The organism is Pseudomonas sp. Bout1, assembly GCF_034314165.1.
Lineage (GTDB): Bacteria > Pseudomonadota > Gammaproteobacteria > Pseudomonadales > Pseudomonadaceae > Aquipseudomonas.
This window is the reverse complement of sequence record NZ_JAVIWK010000001.1, coordinates 2,680,871-2,698,581: the sequence shown is the minus strand read 5'-3', so window position 1 is coordinate 2,698,581 and position 17,711 is coordinate 2,680,871. Positions and strand designations below refer to the sequence as shown.

Sequence of the window (17,711 nt, the reverse complement as noted above, 5' to 3'; positions counted from 1 at the left end):
ACACAAGGAGTTACCCATGTCACCCCAAGACCAAGAATTGGTTGCCCTGTTTGCCGGCCTGGACACCCCGGGCGTGTCCGACGCCCTGGACAAACTCGGCCTGCCCGGCCAATGCCTGGGCATCATGCCCCTGGACAACTATCGCCAGGTGGTCGTCGGCCCGGCCTTCACCGTGCGCTACGTCAGCGCCAGCACCCCGCCGGGCACCGTCGGCGACTTTGTCGATGACGTGGCCGAAGGCGATGTGGTGGTGATCGACAACGACGGGCGTACCGACTGCACCGTGTGGGGCGACATCATGACCCAATACGCCGGCAGCCAGCGGATCGCCGCGACCGTGATCGATGGCGTGTGCCGCGACGTGAGCAAGGCGCTGGGCGATGGCTACCCGTTGTTCACCAAGGGCCGGTTCATGCGTACCGGCAAGGACCGGGTTGAAGTGGAAGCGGTGAACCAGCCGGTGTCCATCGGCCAGGCCCGTGTGTGTGCCCGCGACATCGTGGTCGCCGATGCCAACGGCGTGGTGATCGTGCCGCGCGAGCGCGCCCATGAAGTGGCGGCGTGCGCGCGTTCGATTGAAGCGGTGGAGGCGCGTATCCGGGCGTTGCTTGATGAAGGCAAATCGTTGCGTGAAGCCCGGGCAGCGCTGGGCTATCACACCTTGCAACGCAAGGGCTGACGCGCCGTTCAGTTCGCCGGGCGCAACAGCTGCATCTGCTGGCGATAATCATCCGTCACCTGCCGCGACTGGCTGCTGCTGGTAATCACCCTGGGCGTGATCAGCACAATCAACTCGGTGCGATCCCTGGACTTGCTGGTGCTGCCAAACAACCAGCGCAGCCCCGGGATTTTCCCCAGGTACGGCACGGCGCTGACGCTCTCGGCGTTGTCCTGCTTGATCAGCCCGCCGAGCAAGACGGTCTGGCCGCTTTGCACCGCCACTTGGGTGGACACCGAGCGCGTGGAGATACGCGGGTTGTTGGGCGTGTCGCTGCTGTTGGTGGTCGGGGTCTCGGCGTCACTGACCTGCTGCTGGATGTCCATGTACACCAGGCCACCCGGGTTGATGCGCGGCACCACGTCAAGGATCACCCCGGTCTGCACGTATTCCACGCTGCTCAAGGTGCTGTCGGCGTTGCCGGTGTTGACCGTGGTCTGGCTGATGGGGATGTTGTCGCCCACCTGGATCTGCGCCGGCTGGTTGTTCATCACCACCAGCGACGGCGCCGACAGCACCTGGGTTCGGCCATTGGTCTCCAGGGCATGCAAGGCCACTTGCAGGTTGGAGCTGACGAAGGAATAGAACAGCGAATCTGCGCCCAACCCCGCGCCGCCACCGCCCAGCGCGCCCTGACTGCCGGGGGTATTGGCCACGGTGGTACTGGTGGAGTTGCCTGCCAGGCGTCCCAGGTACCATTGCACGCCGAGGTCGAGTTCGCCGGTGAGTTTGACTTCAAGGATGCGCGTCTCGATCTGCACTTGCAGTGGTGGGTTGTCGAGGCGTTTGATCGCCGATTCGATCTCCTTCCACTGCACCGGGCGCGTGCGCACCAACAGTTGGTTACTGCTTTTTTGCGCGGTGATTCGGGTGCCAGCGTCGAGGCTTTTGTCGCCAGCGCCCGGTTCCACGCGTTCATTCTCTTCGCTGGCGGCCGCGGGCTGCTCTTCATCATCGCCTGCGGGAGGGCTGCTGCTCAGGCCCGCGCTATTGCCGCTGGTGTTGAGTGAGGACAAGGTCGCGGTGCGCAAACCCGGCGCCACCTTGGCCGGCGTATCGTCCTTGATCGCGCCGGTGCCGTAGATCTGGCGCAGGTACTTGGCGAGGTCCGTGGCTTTCATATTGCGCACGTCGTACACGTACATCTGCGGTTCGTTGCCGCCGCCTTCGTCGATGGTGTGAATCCAGTCGCCAACTTCACTGAGGTACTGCGGCTGGGACGAGATCGCCACCACCGAGTTGGTGCGCTCGATCGGCAGGAACCGCACCATGTCCGCCAGGGGCATGCCGCTGTCGGGGCCGAACATCTTTTGCAGCTCGGGCATCAACTCGGCCACCGAGGCCCGCTGCAAGCCGAACACCCCCACCGACATGCCTTTGAGCCAATCAACATCGAAGGTGTCGATGGTGTCCTGGTAGTTGGCCAACTCATCCGGCGTACCGGCCAGGCTCAACACATTGCGCGCCGGGTCCACCAGCAGGAACGCGTTTTCCCGGGCAAACGGCTTGAGCAGTTTCTGCATTTGCGTGGCCGAGATAAAGCGCAGCGCAAACAGCCGCGCCGAGAGCCCGCTGGAGGGTGGCGACACGCTCATTTGCGGCACCAGCTTGCCCGTCACCGCCTGGTTTGCCGGCAGGATCACGTAGCGCTGGCCCTGGCGAATCATCGCGTTATCGGTCCAGGACAGCAGGGTTTCGAGGATCGACAACGCCTGCTGCTTGCTCACCGGTCTGGAGGTGGAAAAGCTCACGTTGCCTTTCACGCCCTCGGCGATGCTGTAGTTCTCGTGCAACAGGTCGCCCATGACGCTGTTGATCACCGCCTCGATCGGCTGGTCGGCGAAGTTGAACACGATGTCGCCAGTGGCTTCATCCTTGACCGCAGGCGCCGGTGCGGGCGCACGCACAAACTGCTGGTTGCCGCGAATCAACTGGCGCTGGGGCGGCGTGGGTGCTTGGGGCTGGGCAGGCGGGTCGCTGGCTGCGTCCACGGGCGGGCGTTGCGAACCGGTGCCCTGCATCGCCTCGTGGAGCAAGGCATCGTCCGGGTCGAGGTGATCGGGGAATGACCCACAGCCGCCCAGTGAGGCGGCCGTGGCCAGGCAAAACACGGTGGTGCGCAAGGCGCCAGGGCAAGTATCGATCAAGGGGCGGGCTCGTGAGGAAGGGAAATCGGCGGCGTGGTGGATGCCGGCGGCAAACGCGGAACGCTAAGGCTCAGGGTTTGGGTGCGGCCATCCAGCACAAAACGGGCGTGCAACGGTGTCAGGTGTTCCAGGCGCCAGCCGTTGGGCAGGGTCTGGCCTTGGTGGATTTTGAGGGGCGGGCCGTCGGGACGTTTGAGCAGGGCGACGCGCAGGTCGCCGTCGAGCAGTACGCCGGTCAGTTTCAGGCTCGACAGGCTGGACACCTCGGCCTGGCCAATGGCGGCATCGGGGCTGCGGTCGGGGCTGAACAGCGGCTCCTGCCAGGTGCCGGCGAGGCTTTCCAGGCTCGCACTCGGGGCGACGCGGACCTTGGCCGAGGCATTGGCGCGCGCCGTGGAGGCAGGCTCATCCAGCCACTGCGGCGCATCACCGATGCTGCTCAAGATGCCCGCCATCAGCAGGCCCAGCAGCCCGGCCACACCGAGCAGTCCCCATTCCAGAGGCCGTAATGAATTGATCATCGGCGGGCCTGCGTGGCGGCAGCCGGTTGCAGATAGCCGCGCACCAGCAGGTGCACCACCAGCTTTCCGGCGCCGCCGCTGGCGGGAGCATTCGGCCCGCGGCGGATGCTGATTTCGTCCACGAACAGGAACGGCCGCTGGTACTCCAGTTCATGCAGGATCGCGCTCAGGGGTTCGATGGCGCAGTTGAGGGTCAGGCTGACTTTCACCTGGCGATAGGGCTCGGTGTCATCCTGCTCCGGGGTGATGGGCATGCGCTGGGTCAGGCTGCAGCCGCCGCCGAGGCTGGCACGGCTGCTGATCAGGTCGGCGATGCGCTGCATCAGGTCCGCTGCCACCACGCTGGGGTCATCACCGGGCAGCAGGCTGGTGCTGCTGGCCGGGTCCTGGCGGGCTTGCTCCAGTTGCTCGCGCAGGGACGCACCCTGCTGCAGCAGGCCGGCATAGCGTTGCTGTTGTTCGCGCAGCTGTTCGGCTTGCTCGCCCATGGCGCGCAATGGCCCGGCAAACCAGCTGTCGATCAGCAGCCAGTAGGCGCTGCCGAGCACCAGCGCCAGGATTAGCAAGGCCGCGCCGCGCCGTTCACGGGGTGTCAGTGGTCGGCGCATCGGCGGCCTCCTGGTGCAAGTGGGCGCGCAGGGAAAACTGATCCTTGCCGGTTTGCGCGTCGGGTTGGATCACCCCTTCGAACTGGGCGTTTTCCAGGCTGTGGCAGGCCTTGATCCGGGTGATCAGTGCACTCGCCTTGGCGCTCTGCCCGGAGAAGGAAACCTCGGCGCCGTTGTTGACGTCCAACTGGTCGATCCAGGTGTCGGCGGGCAGGCACGCGGTCAGCTCGTTCAGCAGCGCAGCCAGCGGTGGTTGCGCCGACTTGCGGCGGATCAGGTATTGCGCGGCACCCCGGGTGTTGAGCAGTTGCTGGCGCAGGCGCTGGACCTCGGCGACCTGGGCTTTTTGCTGCTGGACCTGCTCATGCATAACGTCGAGCACCCGCTGGCGGTCGTTGAGCCACAACAACATCGCCGCAATCAACAACGCGCCGCACAGCCACGGCAAGCTGCGTTGCAAGCCCTTGCCGGCTGGGCGCTGGCGTGGACGCAACGGAGCCGGCAGCAAATCGATGCCCATTGCGTTCACATCCACCGCGTGGGGCTGCAAGCCGAGGGCGGCACATTCCACGAGTATCTGATCCAGGCGCTCACGCAAAATCGCCACCAGCGTCACCCGCACCTGCGTGGCCGTGCGCTGTTCCTGACGGGCCACGAAGTACAGCTGTTCAGCCTCGAACGGGGTAAAGCGGTCCAGCTCATAGCCCACCACCGTCGACAGGTTGCGCGCAGCCGCCAGGGGCAGTTGAAGGGTTTGCAACAGCACCGCCCCCTGCGCAAGCACCAGCACCTGGCGCACTTCACCGCCAGGGTGTGCCACCGGCTCGGTCAACGGCCAGTGGTAGCGGTACTCGGGGATGTCGTGGATCGATAGCCATGCCGGCAGGCAGCTACGCAGCTCCTTGAGCCACAGCTGCCCGCCCACGTTCAGCAAGCTGCCGCGCCAGCGCCGGGTGAGCGGCTCTGCCAGCCGTTGAAGGTGCGCCATGGGCGCCGAAAGGTATCGATTCATTCTTGCCAACGCAGCACCCGATAAGGCTGTGCGCTTTCCTCCGATGAGCTCAATAACACCGTGGTTCGTAACCGGGCGTGGTAACCGCCGGGGCGTTGTGCGCGGCTGTCGATCACCAGCACGTCACCCGGGTCGGCGCCCACCGCGCTTTGCCGGGGCAGGTTCAAGGCGCGACGCATCAAGGGGCTGGCGAAAGCGGGATCGGGTCGGTCCAGGCCACTCCACAAGCTGATTTCCGGGGCCAGCCGGCGGTACAGCGCCTGAGTCATGCCGGGGAGTTGCCGCACTTCCTCCACCACCCGGAACGGCGCCAGGCCTTCGTTGCGCCGTGCCTCCAAATCCTTGGCGAGCCGGCTGGCCTGGGCCTGGGTCGCACCGCAGGCCAGGGCCAGGCGGGCGAAGTCGGTCGCCTCAGCGCTGTTCAAATACAGCTTGCCGCGCTCGCTGTGCAGGCTCACGCGTAACTGTGCATCGTCAAACACCAAGGGCATTTCACGGCCGTCGGCGATCCATTGCTTGCGTTGCAGCGGGTCGGCCAGGGCCCGCATGGCCAGCGCCACCCCCGCCTCTGCCGCCAGCAACGCCTGGGTGTGCTGGCGATGCCAAAGGGCCTGGCGGCTTTCCAACTGCACCCACCCGGCCAGACCGCCCAGCAGCAGACTGAGCAACGCCAGCACCCACAGCACCAGCAGCAGCGCTACGCCGCGCTGGCGCTTCATTGGTCCGATGCGCCGCTGGAGAGATTCAGTCGCAGGGCCACCACTTGGGTCACCCACGGCACCGGCCCGTCGACCCGTGCCGCAATGCGCACCGCGTACGGCAGGCGCTTGGTCCATGGCCAGTCGCTGACCCAGCCGGTGGCTTGGCCCTTGGGCGACACGCCGCGATACCTGAATTGCAAATCCTCGACATTCTTCAGCAGCACCTGCGGCTCGCCGCGGGTAGCCGGCACGCTCACCTGGGCGCTGGACTCAAACCGGGCGAACGCTACCTGCAACTCGCGCTCGGTCAACTGCAAAGTGAAACGCTGAATGCCGCCGCCGAGCACGCCCGGCAAGGTCGCGACGAATTGCAGGCGCTGGGCGGAGCCGACGAAAAAGCCGTTGGTTTGGCTGTCGTCCTCAGTCACGTCCAGAGGCAGCGCCTCGCTGATGGACGTGCGCAGGAACTGTTGCGCGGCGCGCATTTCATCCAGGCTGGCCGTGTAGCGCTGGGCCTTGAGCACCGCATGGTTGGCGCCCAGCAACGCACCGCCCACCAGGGCCAACAACAGCCCCAGCAAACTGAGCACGATCATGATCTCCAGCAAGGTAAAACCCTGCTGACGCCGATTCACAGACCCGCCCTGTCGGTGGCAGCGCGCAGCTTCAAGGTACTGAAACGCGCCTGGCGCCGGGCCTCGCTGACGGTCAGGTCGAGGCGAAACAAGCGTGGCTGACCGATACGTGTCGGCTGCTGGGCGATGCTCAATTGCCAATCGATACCATCGCCCAGGCTGCCCTGGCGAGTGCCGCTGGCCAGTGGGCCGGAGGTTTCCTGATCCATCACGCTCAAGGCGGCATGGGTCAGACGGTCGCTGTGGGCGACCTGTAATAACGAGCGCGCGCTCTGGCCGAATGCGACCAGCAGTACGCTGCTGCAAATCGCCATGAGGGTCAGTGCGGCGAGCATTTCCAGCAAGGTGAAACCCGACTGGCGATTCATGGCAATACCTTCGACTGCACGCTGCCAGTCAGCCAGCCAATATCGATGCGCCAGCGCCGCGAGCCATTGGCCAACAACAGGTTGCCTCCGGTGGAACTGCCGTCGGGGTAAAACTCCACGGCCGCGCCTGCGTGTTCGGCGGTGTGCACCGTCACTTGCAGGTCGGCCGGCCAATGCCTGACAGGCCGCCCCGGCGCCTGGAAACTTAGTTGCTCCAGGTCAAATACCGTCCTGGCCGGCGTGCCGCTGATAATCGCCTGCGCCCGTGTGCTGCGCAGCGCACCGACCATCTGCCCGACCGCCTGGCGCTCCTTGGCAACCCGCAGGCCTTGTTGCAGGCCAAATCCCACCAACCCGGCCGCGAGGCTGATCAAGATGATCACCGCCAGCATTTCCAGCAGGGTAAAACCGCGTTGGAGGGCCGGCATTATTCCCAGTTGCCCAGGTCGGCGCTGTAGCCTTCGCCGCCGGGCTGGCCGTCCTGACCGTAGAAGATCAGGTCGAAGGCGCCGTGCTCACCGGGGAAGCGATAGCCGAAGGCGTGCCCGAACGGGTCCTTGAGGTCTGAAGGTTTGGCGTACGGCCCAGCCCAGCCGGTGGTGTTGTCGGGCTTCTCGACCAATTGCCGGAGGGTCTTGGGCGGCGCGCCGACGTCCAGGCCATAGCTCTCGATTTTCATGCTCAGGCTGGCCAGTTGCGCTTTGCCCGCGCCGTATTTGCCCTTGTCGACGTTACCGCCAACCTGGCGCACCACGATGGTGGCGACGATGCCCAGCAGCACGATCACCGCGAGCATTTCCAGCAAGGTGAAACCAGCCTGACGGCGGGCGGGCTTGAAACGGGTATGGCGCATGGGCTTGCTTCCTTGGGTCTTCATATATTGCTGGTCAGGCTCATCAGCGGCAGCATGATTGCCAGCATGATCACCGCCACCAGGACGGCCATGAGCACGGTCAGCGACGGCACCAGCGCGGCCAGCAGGCGGTCGATGCCACGTTTGGCTTCGACGTCGAACACGTCGGCAACCTTGAGCAGCATGCTGTCCAGTTCACCGGCCTGTTCGCCGACTTCAATCATTTGCAGCGCCAGGTCTGGCAGCAGTGGCTGGGCGCCAAACGCACTGGCCAGGGTGCCGCCGCCCTTCACCGATTCGGCGGCTTGCGCGACTTGGGCTTGCAAGGCGCGGTTGGTGCAGACCTGGCGCGCGATCACGAGTGCTTGCAGCAACGCCACGCCGTTACTCAACAGCGTACCGAGGGTGCGCGCCAGGCGTGCGGCTTCGACCCGTTGCAACAGCGGGCCAATAAGGCGAATACCGAGTAAACGCCGGTCGTACTGCTCGCGGTGCCGCGGGTTACGCAGGCGCACAGCCAGGCCCCAGATCGTCACGATAAAGCCCGCCAATACCGCCAGGCCATAGGCACCGAGGAACTGGCCGAGCCCCAGAATCACTTCGGTGATCAGCGGGATCGGCACGCCCAAGTCGTTGAAGATCGGCACGAACTGCGGCACCACGTAAGCCAGCAACAAGGCCAGCGAACCGAGCACGCCCACCACCAGGAATGCGGGATAGATCAGCGCGTTGATCACCTCGCCCCTTAATAACTGGCTGCGTTCCAGGTAGTCGCCGAGCTGGCGCAAGGTGTTCTCCAGCGCGCCGCCCGCCTCGCCGGCGCGAACCATGCTCAGGTACAGCGGCGAGAACTGGCTGCCCTGCTCCGCCAGCGCCGCCGACAATGGCTTGCCCGCCTTGACGTGCTCGCGGATGCGCTCGATCAATGCACGGGTTTGCGGCTGGCCGGGTTGCTTGAGCAGGATGCCCAGCGCACGTTCCAGCGGCTGGCCCGCGCCCAGTAGCGTGGCCAGTTGCTGGGTAAAACTCACCAGCGCCGCGCCGTTCAACTGGCCGCGCCCGAACGCACTGCGCAGCCCTTGGGCACCGGCGGCGTCTATCTGCAACAGCAGCAGCCCGCGTTTTTGCAGCGTGGCGACGGCGGCGGCCTGGTCCCGGGCTTCGAGGGTGCCGTTTTGCGCAACGCCCTGGCTGTCCAGGGCCCGGTATTTGAACAGGCTCACGCGCCCTCTCCACGGGTGACGCGCAACACTTCTTCAAGGGACGTGACACCCGCCACCGCCTGGCGCAGGCCCTCTTCATGCAGGGTGCGCAGGCCACCGCGGCGGGCGGCGTGTTCGAGGGTCGCGGCGTCGGCATGCCGCATCAACAAGCTGCGCAGTTCGTCATTCATCACCAGCAATTCGGTGAGTGCACTGCGCCCGTGATAACCGCCGCCGAGGGCATTGGCGCGGGGCCGGTACAGCAGGATCGGGCGCTGCTCGGTGAAGCGGTCCAGGCCATGCTCCTCGATCAATTCCGGGGGCGCTTCGAACGCCTCGCGGGTCGCCGGGTCGAGGCGGCGCACCAGGCGCTGCGCGAGGATGGCATTGACGGTCGAGGCGATCAGGTAGCTCTCCACGCCCATGTCCAGCAGACGCGTGATACTCGCCGCGGCGCTGTTGGTGTGCAGGGTCGAGAGCACCAGGTGGCCGGTCAGGGATGACTGGATGGCGATGCGGCAGGTTTCGAGGTCGCGGATTTCACCGATCATGATCACGTCCGGGTCCTGGCGCACGATAGAGCGCAGCGCCCCGGCGAAGTCCAGCCCGATGGCGGGTTTGACCTGGATCTGATTGATGCCTTCCAACTGGTATTCCACCGGGTCTTCGACGGTGATGATCTTGCGCTCGGCGGTATTGAGCCGCGACAGCGCGGTGTAGAGCGTGGTGGTTTTGCCCGAGCCGGTAGGCCCGGTGACCAGCAGGATGCCGTGGGGCCGCTCGAGTACTTCAAGAAAGGTTTGCAGGCGCTGGCCGTCGAAACCCAGGCTCGGGAAATCGAACTGCACGGTCTGGCGGTCCAGCAGGCGCATCACCACCGACTCGCCAAAACTGGTGGGCACCGTGGATACCCGCAGATCCAGTTCCTTGCCCTGGATGCGCAACATTATTCGCCCGTCCTGGGGCAAACGGCGCTCGGCAATGTCGAGGCGCGCCATGATCTTGACCCGGGAAATCACCGCCGCCGAGGAACTCGACGGCGGCGCTTCGGCTTCCTGCAACACACCGTCGATGCGGTAGCGCACCTTGAGCTGGTTTTCGAACGGCTCGATATGGATGTCCGAAGCGCGATGCTCCACGGCCCGTTGCAGGATCAGGTTGACCAGGCGAATCACCGGGGCTTCGGAGGCCATGTCCTTGAGATGCTCGATGTCTTCCAGGGCGCCGCCCTGCTCGTCGAGGTTTTCGATCAGGGTGCCCATCGCCGAACGGCCCTGCCCGTAGTAGCGCTCGATCAGCGTTTCGACTTCGTTGCGTGGCCCTACCGCCAGCCACACCGGCACGCCGCAGGCATACGCCAGGGCCTGGAACGGGTACAGCAACGCCGGGTTGGCCGCCAGCACTCGCACGCCACCATGGCTCCAGCCCACGGGCACCAGTTGGTAATGGCGCATGAAGCGTTCGGTCAGCACCGGCAGCGGGTCGAGCACCGGGGGTGCAGCGTCGGCCAATAACAGCGGTGCGCCAAGCAAATCGGCCCAGGCCCGCGCCAGTTCCACTTCAGAGACCAGCCCCAGGCGCGTCAGCAGGCCGAGCAATTCGCTGTCGTCGGTGTCCTGGGATAAGCGCCGGGCGCGCTCCAGGTCGACGGTTTTCAAACCGGCCTTTCGCATCAGCCACGCGCACACGTGTTCGGCATCCGGAACTTGCATTCGGCATGCATCAATCGGCGTTGGCGGTAGGGTCTGGAACATCTGCACCAATCTGAAGAACCCGTTGAGGAGGCTGTTTCAAGGGTGCAGAAACAACAACGAGTCCCAGCGGCGCCTTGAACAAGATCAAGACCCTGCACTCAAGCGATGTGCAGGACAGCCGTGGCAAATCATGGCCTTTTACAACTAGTGACCAAGGCCATTAGTTCGCCATAATTCATAAAATCTTGTTAAACACATCGACTAACATATTGTCACTTAGTTCACGATTGCATATAGCCAGCCCTTCGCAACTGCACTATTCGTTGAACTTCAGGTGTTTAATCTTTAACTACGGGAGAGTGCCACTTCCCTGTGGCGTGGTCGCGATTAGAAGTCGACCGTGGCCGACAGCAGGTACGTACGCGGCGTCGACAAGGTCAAGCCCGGCTCGCTGTCATCCGAGGCTCCGGCCGAACTCCAGTAGCGTCGGTTGGCCACGTTCTCAACGTTGGCCCGCAGGGTGATGTGCTTGTCGTCGACCTTGAAGGCATAGCGTGCGCCCACATCGAGGCGGGTCCATGCGTCGATTTCCTTGACGTTGGACTGGTCCAGGTACTGCGAGCTGGAATAGATCCCGCGGCTGGTCAGGGTCAGGCCTTCAACGGTCGGCACATCCCACTCGGCGCCCAGGTTGACGTTGTACTTGGGCGTGGCCGGCGCGCGGTTGCCGTCGAAGGTGCCGTTGGTGGTGTTGGTCAACTCGCTGTCGATGTACATCACCCCGCCCAGCAGGCGGAAGCCCTTGAGCGGCTCGCCAAACACGCTGAGTTCCACGCCGTCGTTCTGGCGCTTGCCGTTGGGGCCGAAGACCAACGTGGTGGCATTGGTCTCGTAGGCCGGTTGCTTGATGCGGAACACCGCGGCGGTCACCGCAAACGCACCGGCGTCGTACTTGGCGCCAACTTCGACCTGGCGACTGATAAACGGCGGGAAGATTTCGTCGTCGTTGACCGAAGTCGACGGCGCAACCTTGCCCTGGCTCAGGCCTTCCATGTAGTTGGCGTACAGCGACAACTTGTCGGTGGCCTTGAACAGGATGCCGCCCGAGGGTGAGATCTTTTCTTCGTCGTAGGCAGTCTTGCCTTTGACGTCATCGGTCCAGTCGTCGACCTTGACCCGCTGCCAGCGCGCGCCGAGGGTCAGCAGCAGCCGGTCATCGAAGAAACCCAGGGTGTCGGACAACGCCACGCCGCTGAAGCGGCTCTCGGTGTACACCTTCGAGTCGAATCGCGTCGGCCTGCCGGGCGCGGGGGTTTGCACCGGGTTGTAGAGATTGCTCGACCCCGACGCATACCGCGCGCCGCCGTTTTCAAAGTCCATGTAGAAGTAACTGGCCGCCAGGTTGACCTCATGGCTCACCGGGCCGGTATGGAACCAGTTGCGCACGCCGGCCGTGGCGGTACGCACGTTTTCGTCGCGGGTAAAGTCGCGGGGCTGCACACTGAAATCACCGGCATTGTTGGTCACCGACACGGCATGGCGCAGGAAGTCGTGGTTACTTTTGCGCGCGCCCACGCCGCCGTAGAGCATCACGTTGTCGCTGAGGTCGAATTCACCGTTGAACGTGCCAAAGGTGTCGTTGGTACTCGCCTTGCTCCAGGGCTGCGCGTAGTTGTGGCGCACGTCGTTGGCACTCGGCACGTTGGCCTTGGGGCCGACTTGCACGCGCTCTTGCGGGGCGTCGGTGTCGCGCTCGGTGTGGCCGACGTCGGTGGAGAGTCGCAGGCGCTCACCGCGAAAATCCAGGCCCAGCACGGCCATCTCGCGGTCGACACTCTGGTGATCCCAGGCGGTGTCGCCAGACTGTTTCACGCCGTTGAAACGCAGGCCGAACTGGTTGTCTTCACCAAAACGCCGGCCTATATCCACCGCCCCGCCCGCCTGGCTGTCGGAGGCCCAACTGCCGGTAAACGAGGTGATGGGGGCGTCGGTGGCGCGCTTGGGCACCACGTTGATCCCGCCGCCCACGCTGCCCCGTGGCGAGATGCCGTTGATCAACTGGCTGGGGCCTTTGATGATGTCGACGCGCTCGGCCATTTCCATGTCGATGGTGTAGGTCGGCAATACGCCGTAGAGGCCGTTGTAGGCGACGTCACTGTTGAACAGGCTGAAGCCGCGAATGGTGAACTGCTCATAGCGCCCGCCCGCCGGGTTGGTGGCGCGCACCGACGGGTCACTGGCGATCAGGTCGCCGAGGGTACGCGCCTGCTGGTTCTTGACCGCCTCGCTGGTGTAGGTGGTCATGCTGAACGGGGTTTCCATAAAGTCCCGCGAGCCGAGCAAACCCTGGGAGCCACGGCGCGCCACCTGGCCGCCGGCGAAGGACTCGCTGCCGGCATCGCTGGTGGTGCCCAGAATCGAGGTCGGCGCCAATTGCAGGCTGCCACCCTCTGGAGCCGGGGTCAGCATGTACGCCTGCTCGCCCATCGGTTGCAGTTGCAGGCCAGAACCTTGCAGCAAGCGGGCAAACCCTTCTTCGACGCCGTATTCGCCCGACAACCCGCTGCTGTTGCGGCCGCTGACCAATGCCGGGTCGACCGACAGGTTGACCCCGGCCAGGCCGGCGAAACGGGTCAACGCGGCACTCAGGCTGCCGGCCGGCACCTGGTAGCTGCGCCGGGACGCGCCGTCGTCGGCATAACTGATGGGGACAAACAACGGGCTGGCACTCAGGCTCAGGATGAGGCTGAAATTCAGCAACGGGCGTATTGCGGGCATTGGCAGAGGCTCTCGATTTTGTTCACTTACCTGGAATGACCAGCCACGTGACAAAAGGGGACAGGCTTGAGCCAATATTGTTTGAAATTACGGTTTGATGCTTTTCAGCTTGTTGAGCAGACCCAGTAATTGTTCCAGGGATTCCTCGCCGAACTGCTCCTGGATCTTCAGGTAATTGCTTTCCATCCCGGCGCTCATGTCGACAAAACACTGTTGCCCCTGTTCGGTCAGGGCGACGAACATACGGCGCTGGTCTTCGGCCGATTTGCGCCGGCGCACAATGCCGTCACGCTCCAGCCGGCCCAGTACGCCGGTCATGCTCGGCTTGAGGATGCACGCCAGGTGTGCCAGCTGATGGCTTTCCAGCTCGCCTTGCTGGCGCAGGATGCGGATCACCCGCCACTGCTGTTCGGTCAGGTCATGTTCATTGAGCAACGGCCGGAAGAACGCCATGGTCGCTTCGCGGGCCTGGAGCAAGGTGAGCGTAAGGGACGGTCTTGGGGTGGGCATGGTTCACGCGTATCAGAGGTCGAAGCGTCGAAGCTTAGAGTCGGTACCCCGTGCACGCAACCCAGCGCTCGCAGCAAGTCGTTAATTTCGAAATGAATTCGCAAAAACCTGTGAATCCCGCTATCCAGCTTAAAGATAACATGTTAACAATATGCCGCCCCTGACCTAGCAGAGGGCGCATACCAACAAAAACAACAAAAGGAACGCCCCTCATGCATTCGTGCCTCTTTCGCACGGCGGCAAGCGCTGGCCTGTGCGCCGCGTTTACCCCTCTGGTCGCCCACGCCGACTTTATCCAGGACAGCAAAGCCAGCCTGGACCTGCGCAATTTCTACATGAACCGCGACTTTCGCCAGGCCAATGCGCCGCAGAACAAGGCTGACGAATGGGCGCAAGGTTTTGTGCTGCGCCTGGAGTCGGGCTACACCGAAGGCGTGGTGGGTTTTGGCGTGGATGCCCTGGGTGAAATGGGGCTGAAGCTGGACTCCAGCCGTGACCGCCGGGGCACCGGGCTGCTGCCGTCTGGTGCCAGCGGGGAGCCGGCCGACAGCTACAGCGAACTCGGCCTGACCGCCAAGGTGCGCCTGTCGAAAACCGTGCTCAAGCTCGGCACCCTGCAACCGATATTGCCGGTGGCCGCCTACAACGACACCCGCCTGCTGCCGTCGACCTACAACGGTGAACTGCTGACCTCCCAGGATATCGACGGCCTGACGTTGAACCTCGGGCGCCTGGAAAAACAGAACCTGCGGGACTCCTCCAACAACGAATCCATGAGCTACGGCGGCGTCACCAGCAGCCACCTGGACCTGGCCGGTGGCACCTACGCGATCAATCCGCACCTGGCCGCGACGTATTACTATGCGCAAATGCAGGACATCTACCGCCAGAACTTTATCGGCCTGGTGCATGACCTGCCGCTGGCCGAGGGCGTAAACCTGCGCACCGACCTGCGCTACTTCGACACCCGCGAACAAGGCAGCGCCTTGCTGCGCAGCCCTGCCCGGGTCGACGGCGGGCGAATCGACAACCGCTTTTTCAACGGCATGTTCAGCTTGTCGGTGGGCGCACACAAATTCGGCCTGGGCTATCAGAACCTTTCCGGTGACGGCGACTTTGCGTTCCCGGGCCAGGACCCGTACTCGGTCAACCTGGTGACCATCAATATCTTCACCAAGGCCAACACCGACGCATGGCAAGCGCGCTACGACTACAACTTCGCCGCCCTCGGCCTGCCCGGCCTGACCTTCATGACCCGCTACGTCGATGGCAGCCACGCGCAAACCGCCACGGTGCGCAACGGCCGGGAATGGGAACGCGACACCGACCTGGTCTACACCGTGCAGAGCGGCCCGCTGAAAAACGTCAACGTGCGGCTGCGCAACGCCACCCTGCGCTCAAGCAACGGCCTGACCAGCGACATTGACGAAAGCCGGGTGATTATCGGCTACACCGTGGCCCTGTGGTAACGCCGCGCGCCTCAACGCAAGCCCGATTGACGCTGGCGGTATTCCCCCGGCGTCATCTGCGCGTAGCGCTGGAAGAACCGGCTGAAATACGCCGGGTCCTTGAACCCCAGCTGGTAGCAGATTTCATTCGCCGAACTGCCGGTAAACAGCAGCAGGCGCCGGGCTTCCTGCATCAGCCGTTCGAGGATCAGGCGCTTGGACGGCAGGTCGGCAATGCGTCGGCACACCTCGTTCAGCCGCGCTTCGGTAACGCCCACACCGTCGGCGTAGCGCGACAGCGGCCAGTGTTGCAGGTAGTGGTCTTCGATCAGTTCGTTGAAGCGGTGGAAAATCCGCAGGTCTTCGTGGCGGGCCGGGCGGGCCTCCAGGGAATTGGCGCAAAGCCTGAGCAGGCTGATCATGATCAGGCGCGTCAGGCTGTCCAAGGCCGAGCCGCGTCCGCTGGCCTGAGCGTTGATCTCGCTGCACAGCTCGTCGAACAGGAACTCCAGGCGGCGCACCTCGGGATGAAACTCCGGCGCCAGCCGCGCCAGCGCCACACAGGCTGCCGGCAATTGCGCGCCCGGGGCCAGGCTTGGGTCGGCGTCGATCAAGGCCCACACCAGTTGCTGGCGCACGGTCAGCACATGGCCGTCGGCATCGGCTTCGGTGACGAACGAATGCGCCACCGTCGGCGGCGTGAGGAAAAACATCGGCCCGGACTCGAGGTACTGCTGGTCGTCCAGATAGACGCGCACCGCGCCCGTCTTGACGTAATGCACCTGGAAAAACCGGTCATGGCGATGCACCGGCATATTGCGGCCAAAAAAACCCGCCAGGTTGCCGAGCCTGTCGTAGTGCACCTCGGCATCGCTGTAACGCTGGTCGTAGACCTGCCCGATGTTGATGTTGGGGATCGGCTGACGATCGCTCATCACTGCATTCTCTTTGTTGTTTTGAGTGCCCTGAAATATTGCCACGCTTGACGATAGTTAACATCTTAATTATAACGTTAACAGGTTAACGAATATTCCACGGAGCAGGCCCGAATCTGCCCCGCCACTGCCAGGAGAAAAGCATGAGCCGTGCCCTGCATGATGTTGCGAACGGCACCCTGTTCGGCGTTGCGCTGAACTACCAGGGGTTGCTGAACCAACGTCTCGTCGAATTCGAACAAGCGCCTTACCAGAAGCCACCGGTCAAACCGGTGCTGTTCATCAAGACGCCCAACACCCGCAACGGCCACGATGGCGTAGTGCTGCACCCCCAGGGTGAACGCCTGCAACCCGGCCCGGCACTCGGGGTAGTGATTGGCAAGCGCGCCAGCCGGGTCAGCGCCGAAAACGCCCTGGAGCACGTGGCCGGCTACACCATCGTCAACGAGTTCAGCCTGCCGGAAGACAGCTACTACCGCCCGGCGGTGAAAGCCAAGTGCCGGGATGGTTTCTGCGCATTGGGCCCGGAACTGGTGGCCCGTGACCAGGTCGCCAACCCGCACCAATTGAGCGTGAAGCTGTTCGTCAACGGTGAACTGCGCCAGCAAAACTCTACCGCCAACTTCGTGCGCAGCCTCCCGCAGTTGATCGCCGAGATCAGCGAGTTCATGACCCTGCACGAGGGCGATGTGCTGATCACCGGCACGCCCGAAGGCCGGGTGGATGTGCAACCCGGTGACACGGTTGAAGTCGAGATCAGCGGCCTGGGCCGCCTGGTCAACCACATCAAGGCAGAGGAGCTGTCATGAAACACGCCCGTATTCGCTTTGAAGGTGAAGTTCATCCGGTGCTGGTCGAGGCTGAAAACGCCGTGCGCCTGGCCGACGGCCGCCTGCTCGCCGAAGACCAGGTGGAATGGCTGCCACCGGCCACCGGCAGCATGTTCGCCCTGGGCCTGAACTACGCCGACCACGCCGCCGAACTGGCCTTCAAGCCGCCCACCGAGCCGCTGGCGTTCATCAAGTCCCCCGGCACCTACACCGGCCACAACCAGGTGACCTGGCGCCCGGACAATGTCGCCTACATGCACTACGAGTGCGAGCTGGTGGCGGTCATCGGCAAACCGGCGCGCAACGTCAAGCGCGAGAACGCCCTGGAGTATCTGGCCGGCTACACCGTGTGCAACGACTACGCCATCCGCGACTACCTGGAAAACTACTACCGCCCCAACCTGCGGGTGAAAAACCGCGATGCCACCACGCCTGTAGGCCCGTGGATCGTGGATGTCGCTGACGTACCAGAGCCCGGCAACCTGAAGCTGCGCACCTGGATCAACGGTGAACTGCGCCAGGAAGGCTCGACCTCGGACATGATTTTCGACATCCCGTATTTGATCGAATACCTGTCCAGCTTCATGACCCTGCAACCCGGCGACATGATCGCCACCGGCACGCCCGAAGGCCTGGCCGATGTGGTGCCGGGGGATGAGGTGATCGTTGAAGTGGAAGGCGTCGGTCGCCTGGTGAATCGAATTGTCAGCGAGGCGGACTTTTTCGCCGCCCGTAAAGAGGCTTGAGCAAC

Annotated in this window: 18 protein-coding genes; 4 read left to right on the top strand and 14 right to left on the bottom strand. The window is 63.9% G+C overall.

What is annotated here, in order from left to right; all coding sequences use genetic code 11:
- The first annotated feature begins 16 nt into the window (after positions 1–16).
- Positions 17–679, top strand: a complete 663-nt coding sequence (locus RGV33_RS12600; protein ID WP_177009920.1) for an RraA family protein — start codon at positions 17–19, stop codon at positions 677–679.
- An 8-nt stretch (positions 680–687) separates the two neighbouring features.
- Here the strand turns inward: RGV33_RS12600 and gspD are convergent, their stop codons facing one another.
- The 13 genes from gspD to hpaR form a co-directional block, all read right to left on the bottom strand.
- Positions 688–2,865 carry a type II secretion system secretin GspD gene (gene gspD / locus RGV33_RS12595; RefSeq protein ID WP_322144498.1) on the bottom strand — a complete coding sequence of 726 codons (2,178 nt, stop codon included), beginning with the start codon at positions 2,863–2,865 and terminating at the stop codon, positions 688–690.
- Positions 2,862–3,386, bottom strand: a complete 525-nt coding sequence (locus RGV33_RS12590) for a hypothetical protein (protein WP_322144497.1) — start codon at positions 3,384–3,386, stop codon at positions 2,862–2,864. Before RGV33_RS12590 ends, gspD begins: the two co-directional genes overlap by 4 nt.
- On the bottom strand, positions 3,383–3,994 hold the full coding sequence (gene gspM, locus RGV33_RS12585; protein ID WP_322144496.1) for a type II secretion system protein GspM: 612 nt from the start codon (positions 3,992–3,994) through the stop codon (positions 3,383–3,385). The genes RGV33_RS12590 and gspM overlap by 4 nt, the downstream gene beginning before the upstream one ends.
- Entirely contained in the window at positions 3,969–5,006 is a 1,038-nt protein-coding gene (locus RGV33_RS12580) for a PilN domain-containing protein (protein ID WP_322144495.1), read from the bottom strand. Before RGV33_RS12580 ends, gspM begins: the two co-directional genes overlap by 26 nt.
- Positions 5,003–5,725, bottom strand: coding sequence for a type II secretion system minor pseudopilin GspK (locus tag RGV33_RS12575; RefSeq protein WP_322144494.1), 723 nt, complete (start codon positions 5,723–5,725; stop codon positions 5,003–5,005). Before RGV33_RS12575 ends, RGV33_RS12580 begins: the two co-directional genes overlap by 4 nt.
- Positions 5,722–6,342 (bottom strand): prepilin-type N-terminal cleavage/methylation domain-containing protein, encoded by a 621-nt coding sequence (locus RGV33_RS12570; RefSeq protein ID WP_322144493.1) that lies wholly within the window; start codon positions 6,340–6,342, stop codon positions 5,722–5,724. The genes RGV33_RS12575 and RGV33_RS12570 overlap by 4 nt, the downstream gene beginning before the upstream one ends.
- Complete coding sequence (locus RGV33_RS12565; RefSeq protein WP_322144492.1) at positions 6,339–6,710, bottom strand: prepilin-type N-terminal cleavage/methylation domain-containing protein; 372 nt, start codon at positions 6,708–6,710, stop codon at positions 6,339–6,341. The genes RGV33_RS12570 and RGV33_RS12565 overlap by 4 nt, the downstream gene beginning before the upstream one ends.
- Positions 6,707–7,138, bottom strand: coding sequence for a type II secretion system protein (locus tag RGV33_RS12560; RefSeq protein WP_322144491.1), 432 nt, complete (start codon positions 7,136–7,138; stop codon positions 6,707–6,709). Before RGV33_RS12560 ends, RGV33_RS12565 begins: the two co-directional genes overlap by 4 nt.
- Positions 7,138–7,563, bottom strand: coding sequence for a type II secretion system major pseudopilin GspG (gene gspG / locus RGV33_RS12555; protein WP_322144490.1), 426 nt, complete (start codon positions 7,561–7,563; stop codon positions 7,138–7,140). The genes RGV33_RS12560 and gspG overlap by 1 nt, the downstream gene beginning before the upstream one ends.
- A gap of 20 nt (positions 7,564–7,583) precedes the next feature.
- The gene (gene gspF / locus RGV33_RS12550; RefSeq protein WP_322144489.1) at positions 7,584–8,786 is read right to left on the bottom strand and encodes a type II secretion system inner membrane protein GspF; all 1,203 of its coding nucleotides are present in this window, start codon (positions 8,784–8,786) and stop codon (positions 7,584–7,586) included.
- Positions 8,783–10,477, bottom strand: coding sequence for a type II secretion system ATPase GspE (gspE, locus tag RGV33_RS12545; protein ID WP_322144488.1), 1,695 nt, complete (start codon positions 10,475–10,477; stop codon positions 8,783–8,785). The genes gspF and gspE overlap by 4 nt, the downstream gene beginning before the upstream one ends.
- Before the next feature lie 369 nt (positions 10,478–10,846).
- Complete coding sequence (locus RGV33_RS12540; RefSeq protein WP_322144487.1) at positions 10,847–13,237, bottom strand: TonB-dependent receptor; 2,391 nt, start codon at positions 13,235–13,237, stop codon at positions 10,847–10,849.
- 87 nt (positions 13,238–13,324) lie between these two features.
- Positions 13,325–13,747: a homoprotocatechuate degradation operon regulator HpaR gene (gene hpaR / locus RGV33_RS12535; protein WP_322144486.1), complete on the bottom strand. Its 423-nt coding sequence runs from the start codon at positions 13,745–13,747 to the stop codon at positions 13,325–13,327.
- A gap of 212 nt (positions 13,748–13,959) precedes the next feature.
- Here hpaR and RGV33_RS12530 point away from each other — a divergent pair, with 212 nt between their 5' ends.
- Positions 13,960–15,216: an OprD family porin gene (locus RGV33_RS12530; RefSeq protein WP_322144485.1), complete on the top strand. Its 1,257-nt coding sequence runs from the start codon at positions 13,960–13,962 to the stop codon at positions 15,214–15,216.
- Between the two features lie 11 nt (positions 15,217–15,227).
- Here the strand turns inward: RGV33_RS12530 and hpaA are convergent, their stop codons facing one another.
- A complete protein-coding gene (gene hpaA / locus RGV33_RS12525) occupies positions 15,228–16,130 on the bottom strand; it encodes a 4-hydroxyphenylacetate catabolism regulatory protein HpaA (protein ID WP_177047956.1) in 903 nt (300 codons plus the stop codon).
- A 143-nt stretch (positions 16,131–16,273) separates the two neighbouring features.
- Between hpaA and RGV33_RS12520 the strand changes: the two genes are divergently transcribed.
- Both RGV33_RS12520 and RGV33_RS12515 read left to right on the top strand, forming a co-directional pair.
- Positions 16,274–16,939, top strand: a complete 666-nt coding sequence (locus tag RGV33_RS12520) for a fumarylacetoacetate hydrolase family protein (RefSeq protein WP_322144484.1) — start codon at positions 16,274–16,276, stop codon at positions 16,937–16,939.
- On the top strand, positions 16,936–17,706 hold the full coding sequence (locus RGV33_RS12515; protein ID WP_322144483.1) for a fumarylacetoacetate hydrolase family protein: 771 nt from the start codon (positions 16,936–16,938) through the stop codon (positions 17,704–17,706). Before RGV33_RS12520 ends, RGV33_RS12515 begins: the two co-directional genes overlap by 4 nt.
- The last annotated feature ends 5 nt before the right edge of the window (positions 17,707–17,711 follow it).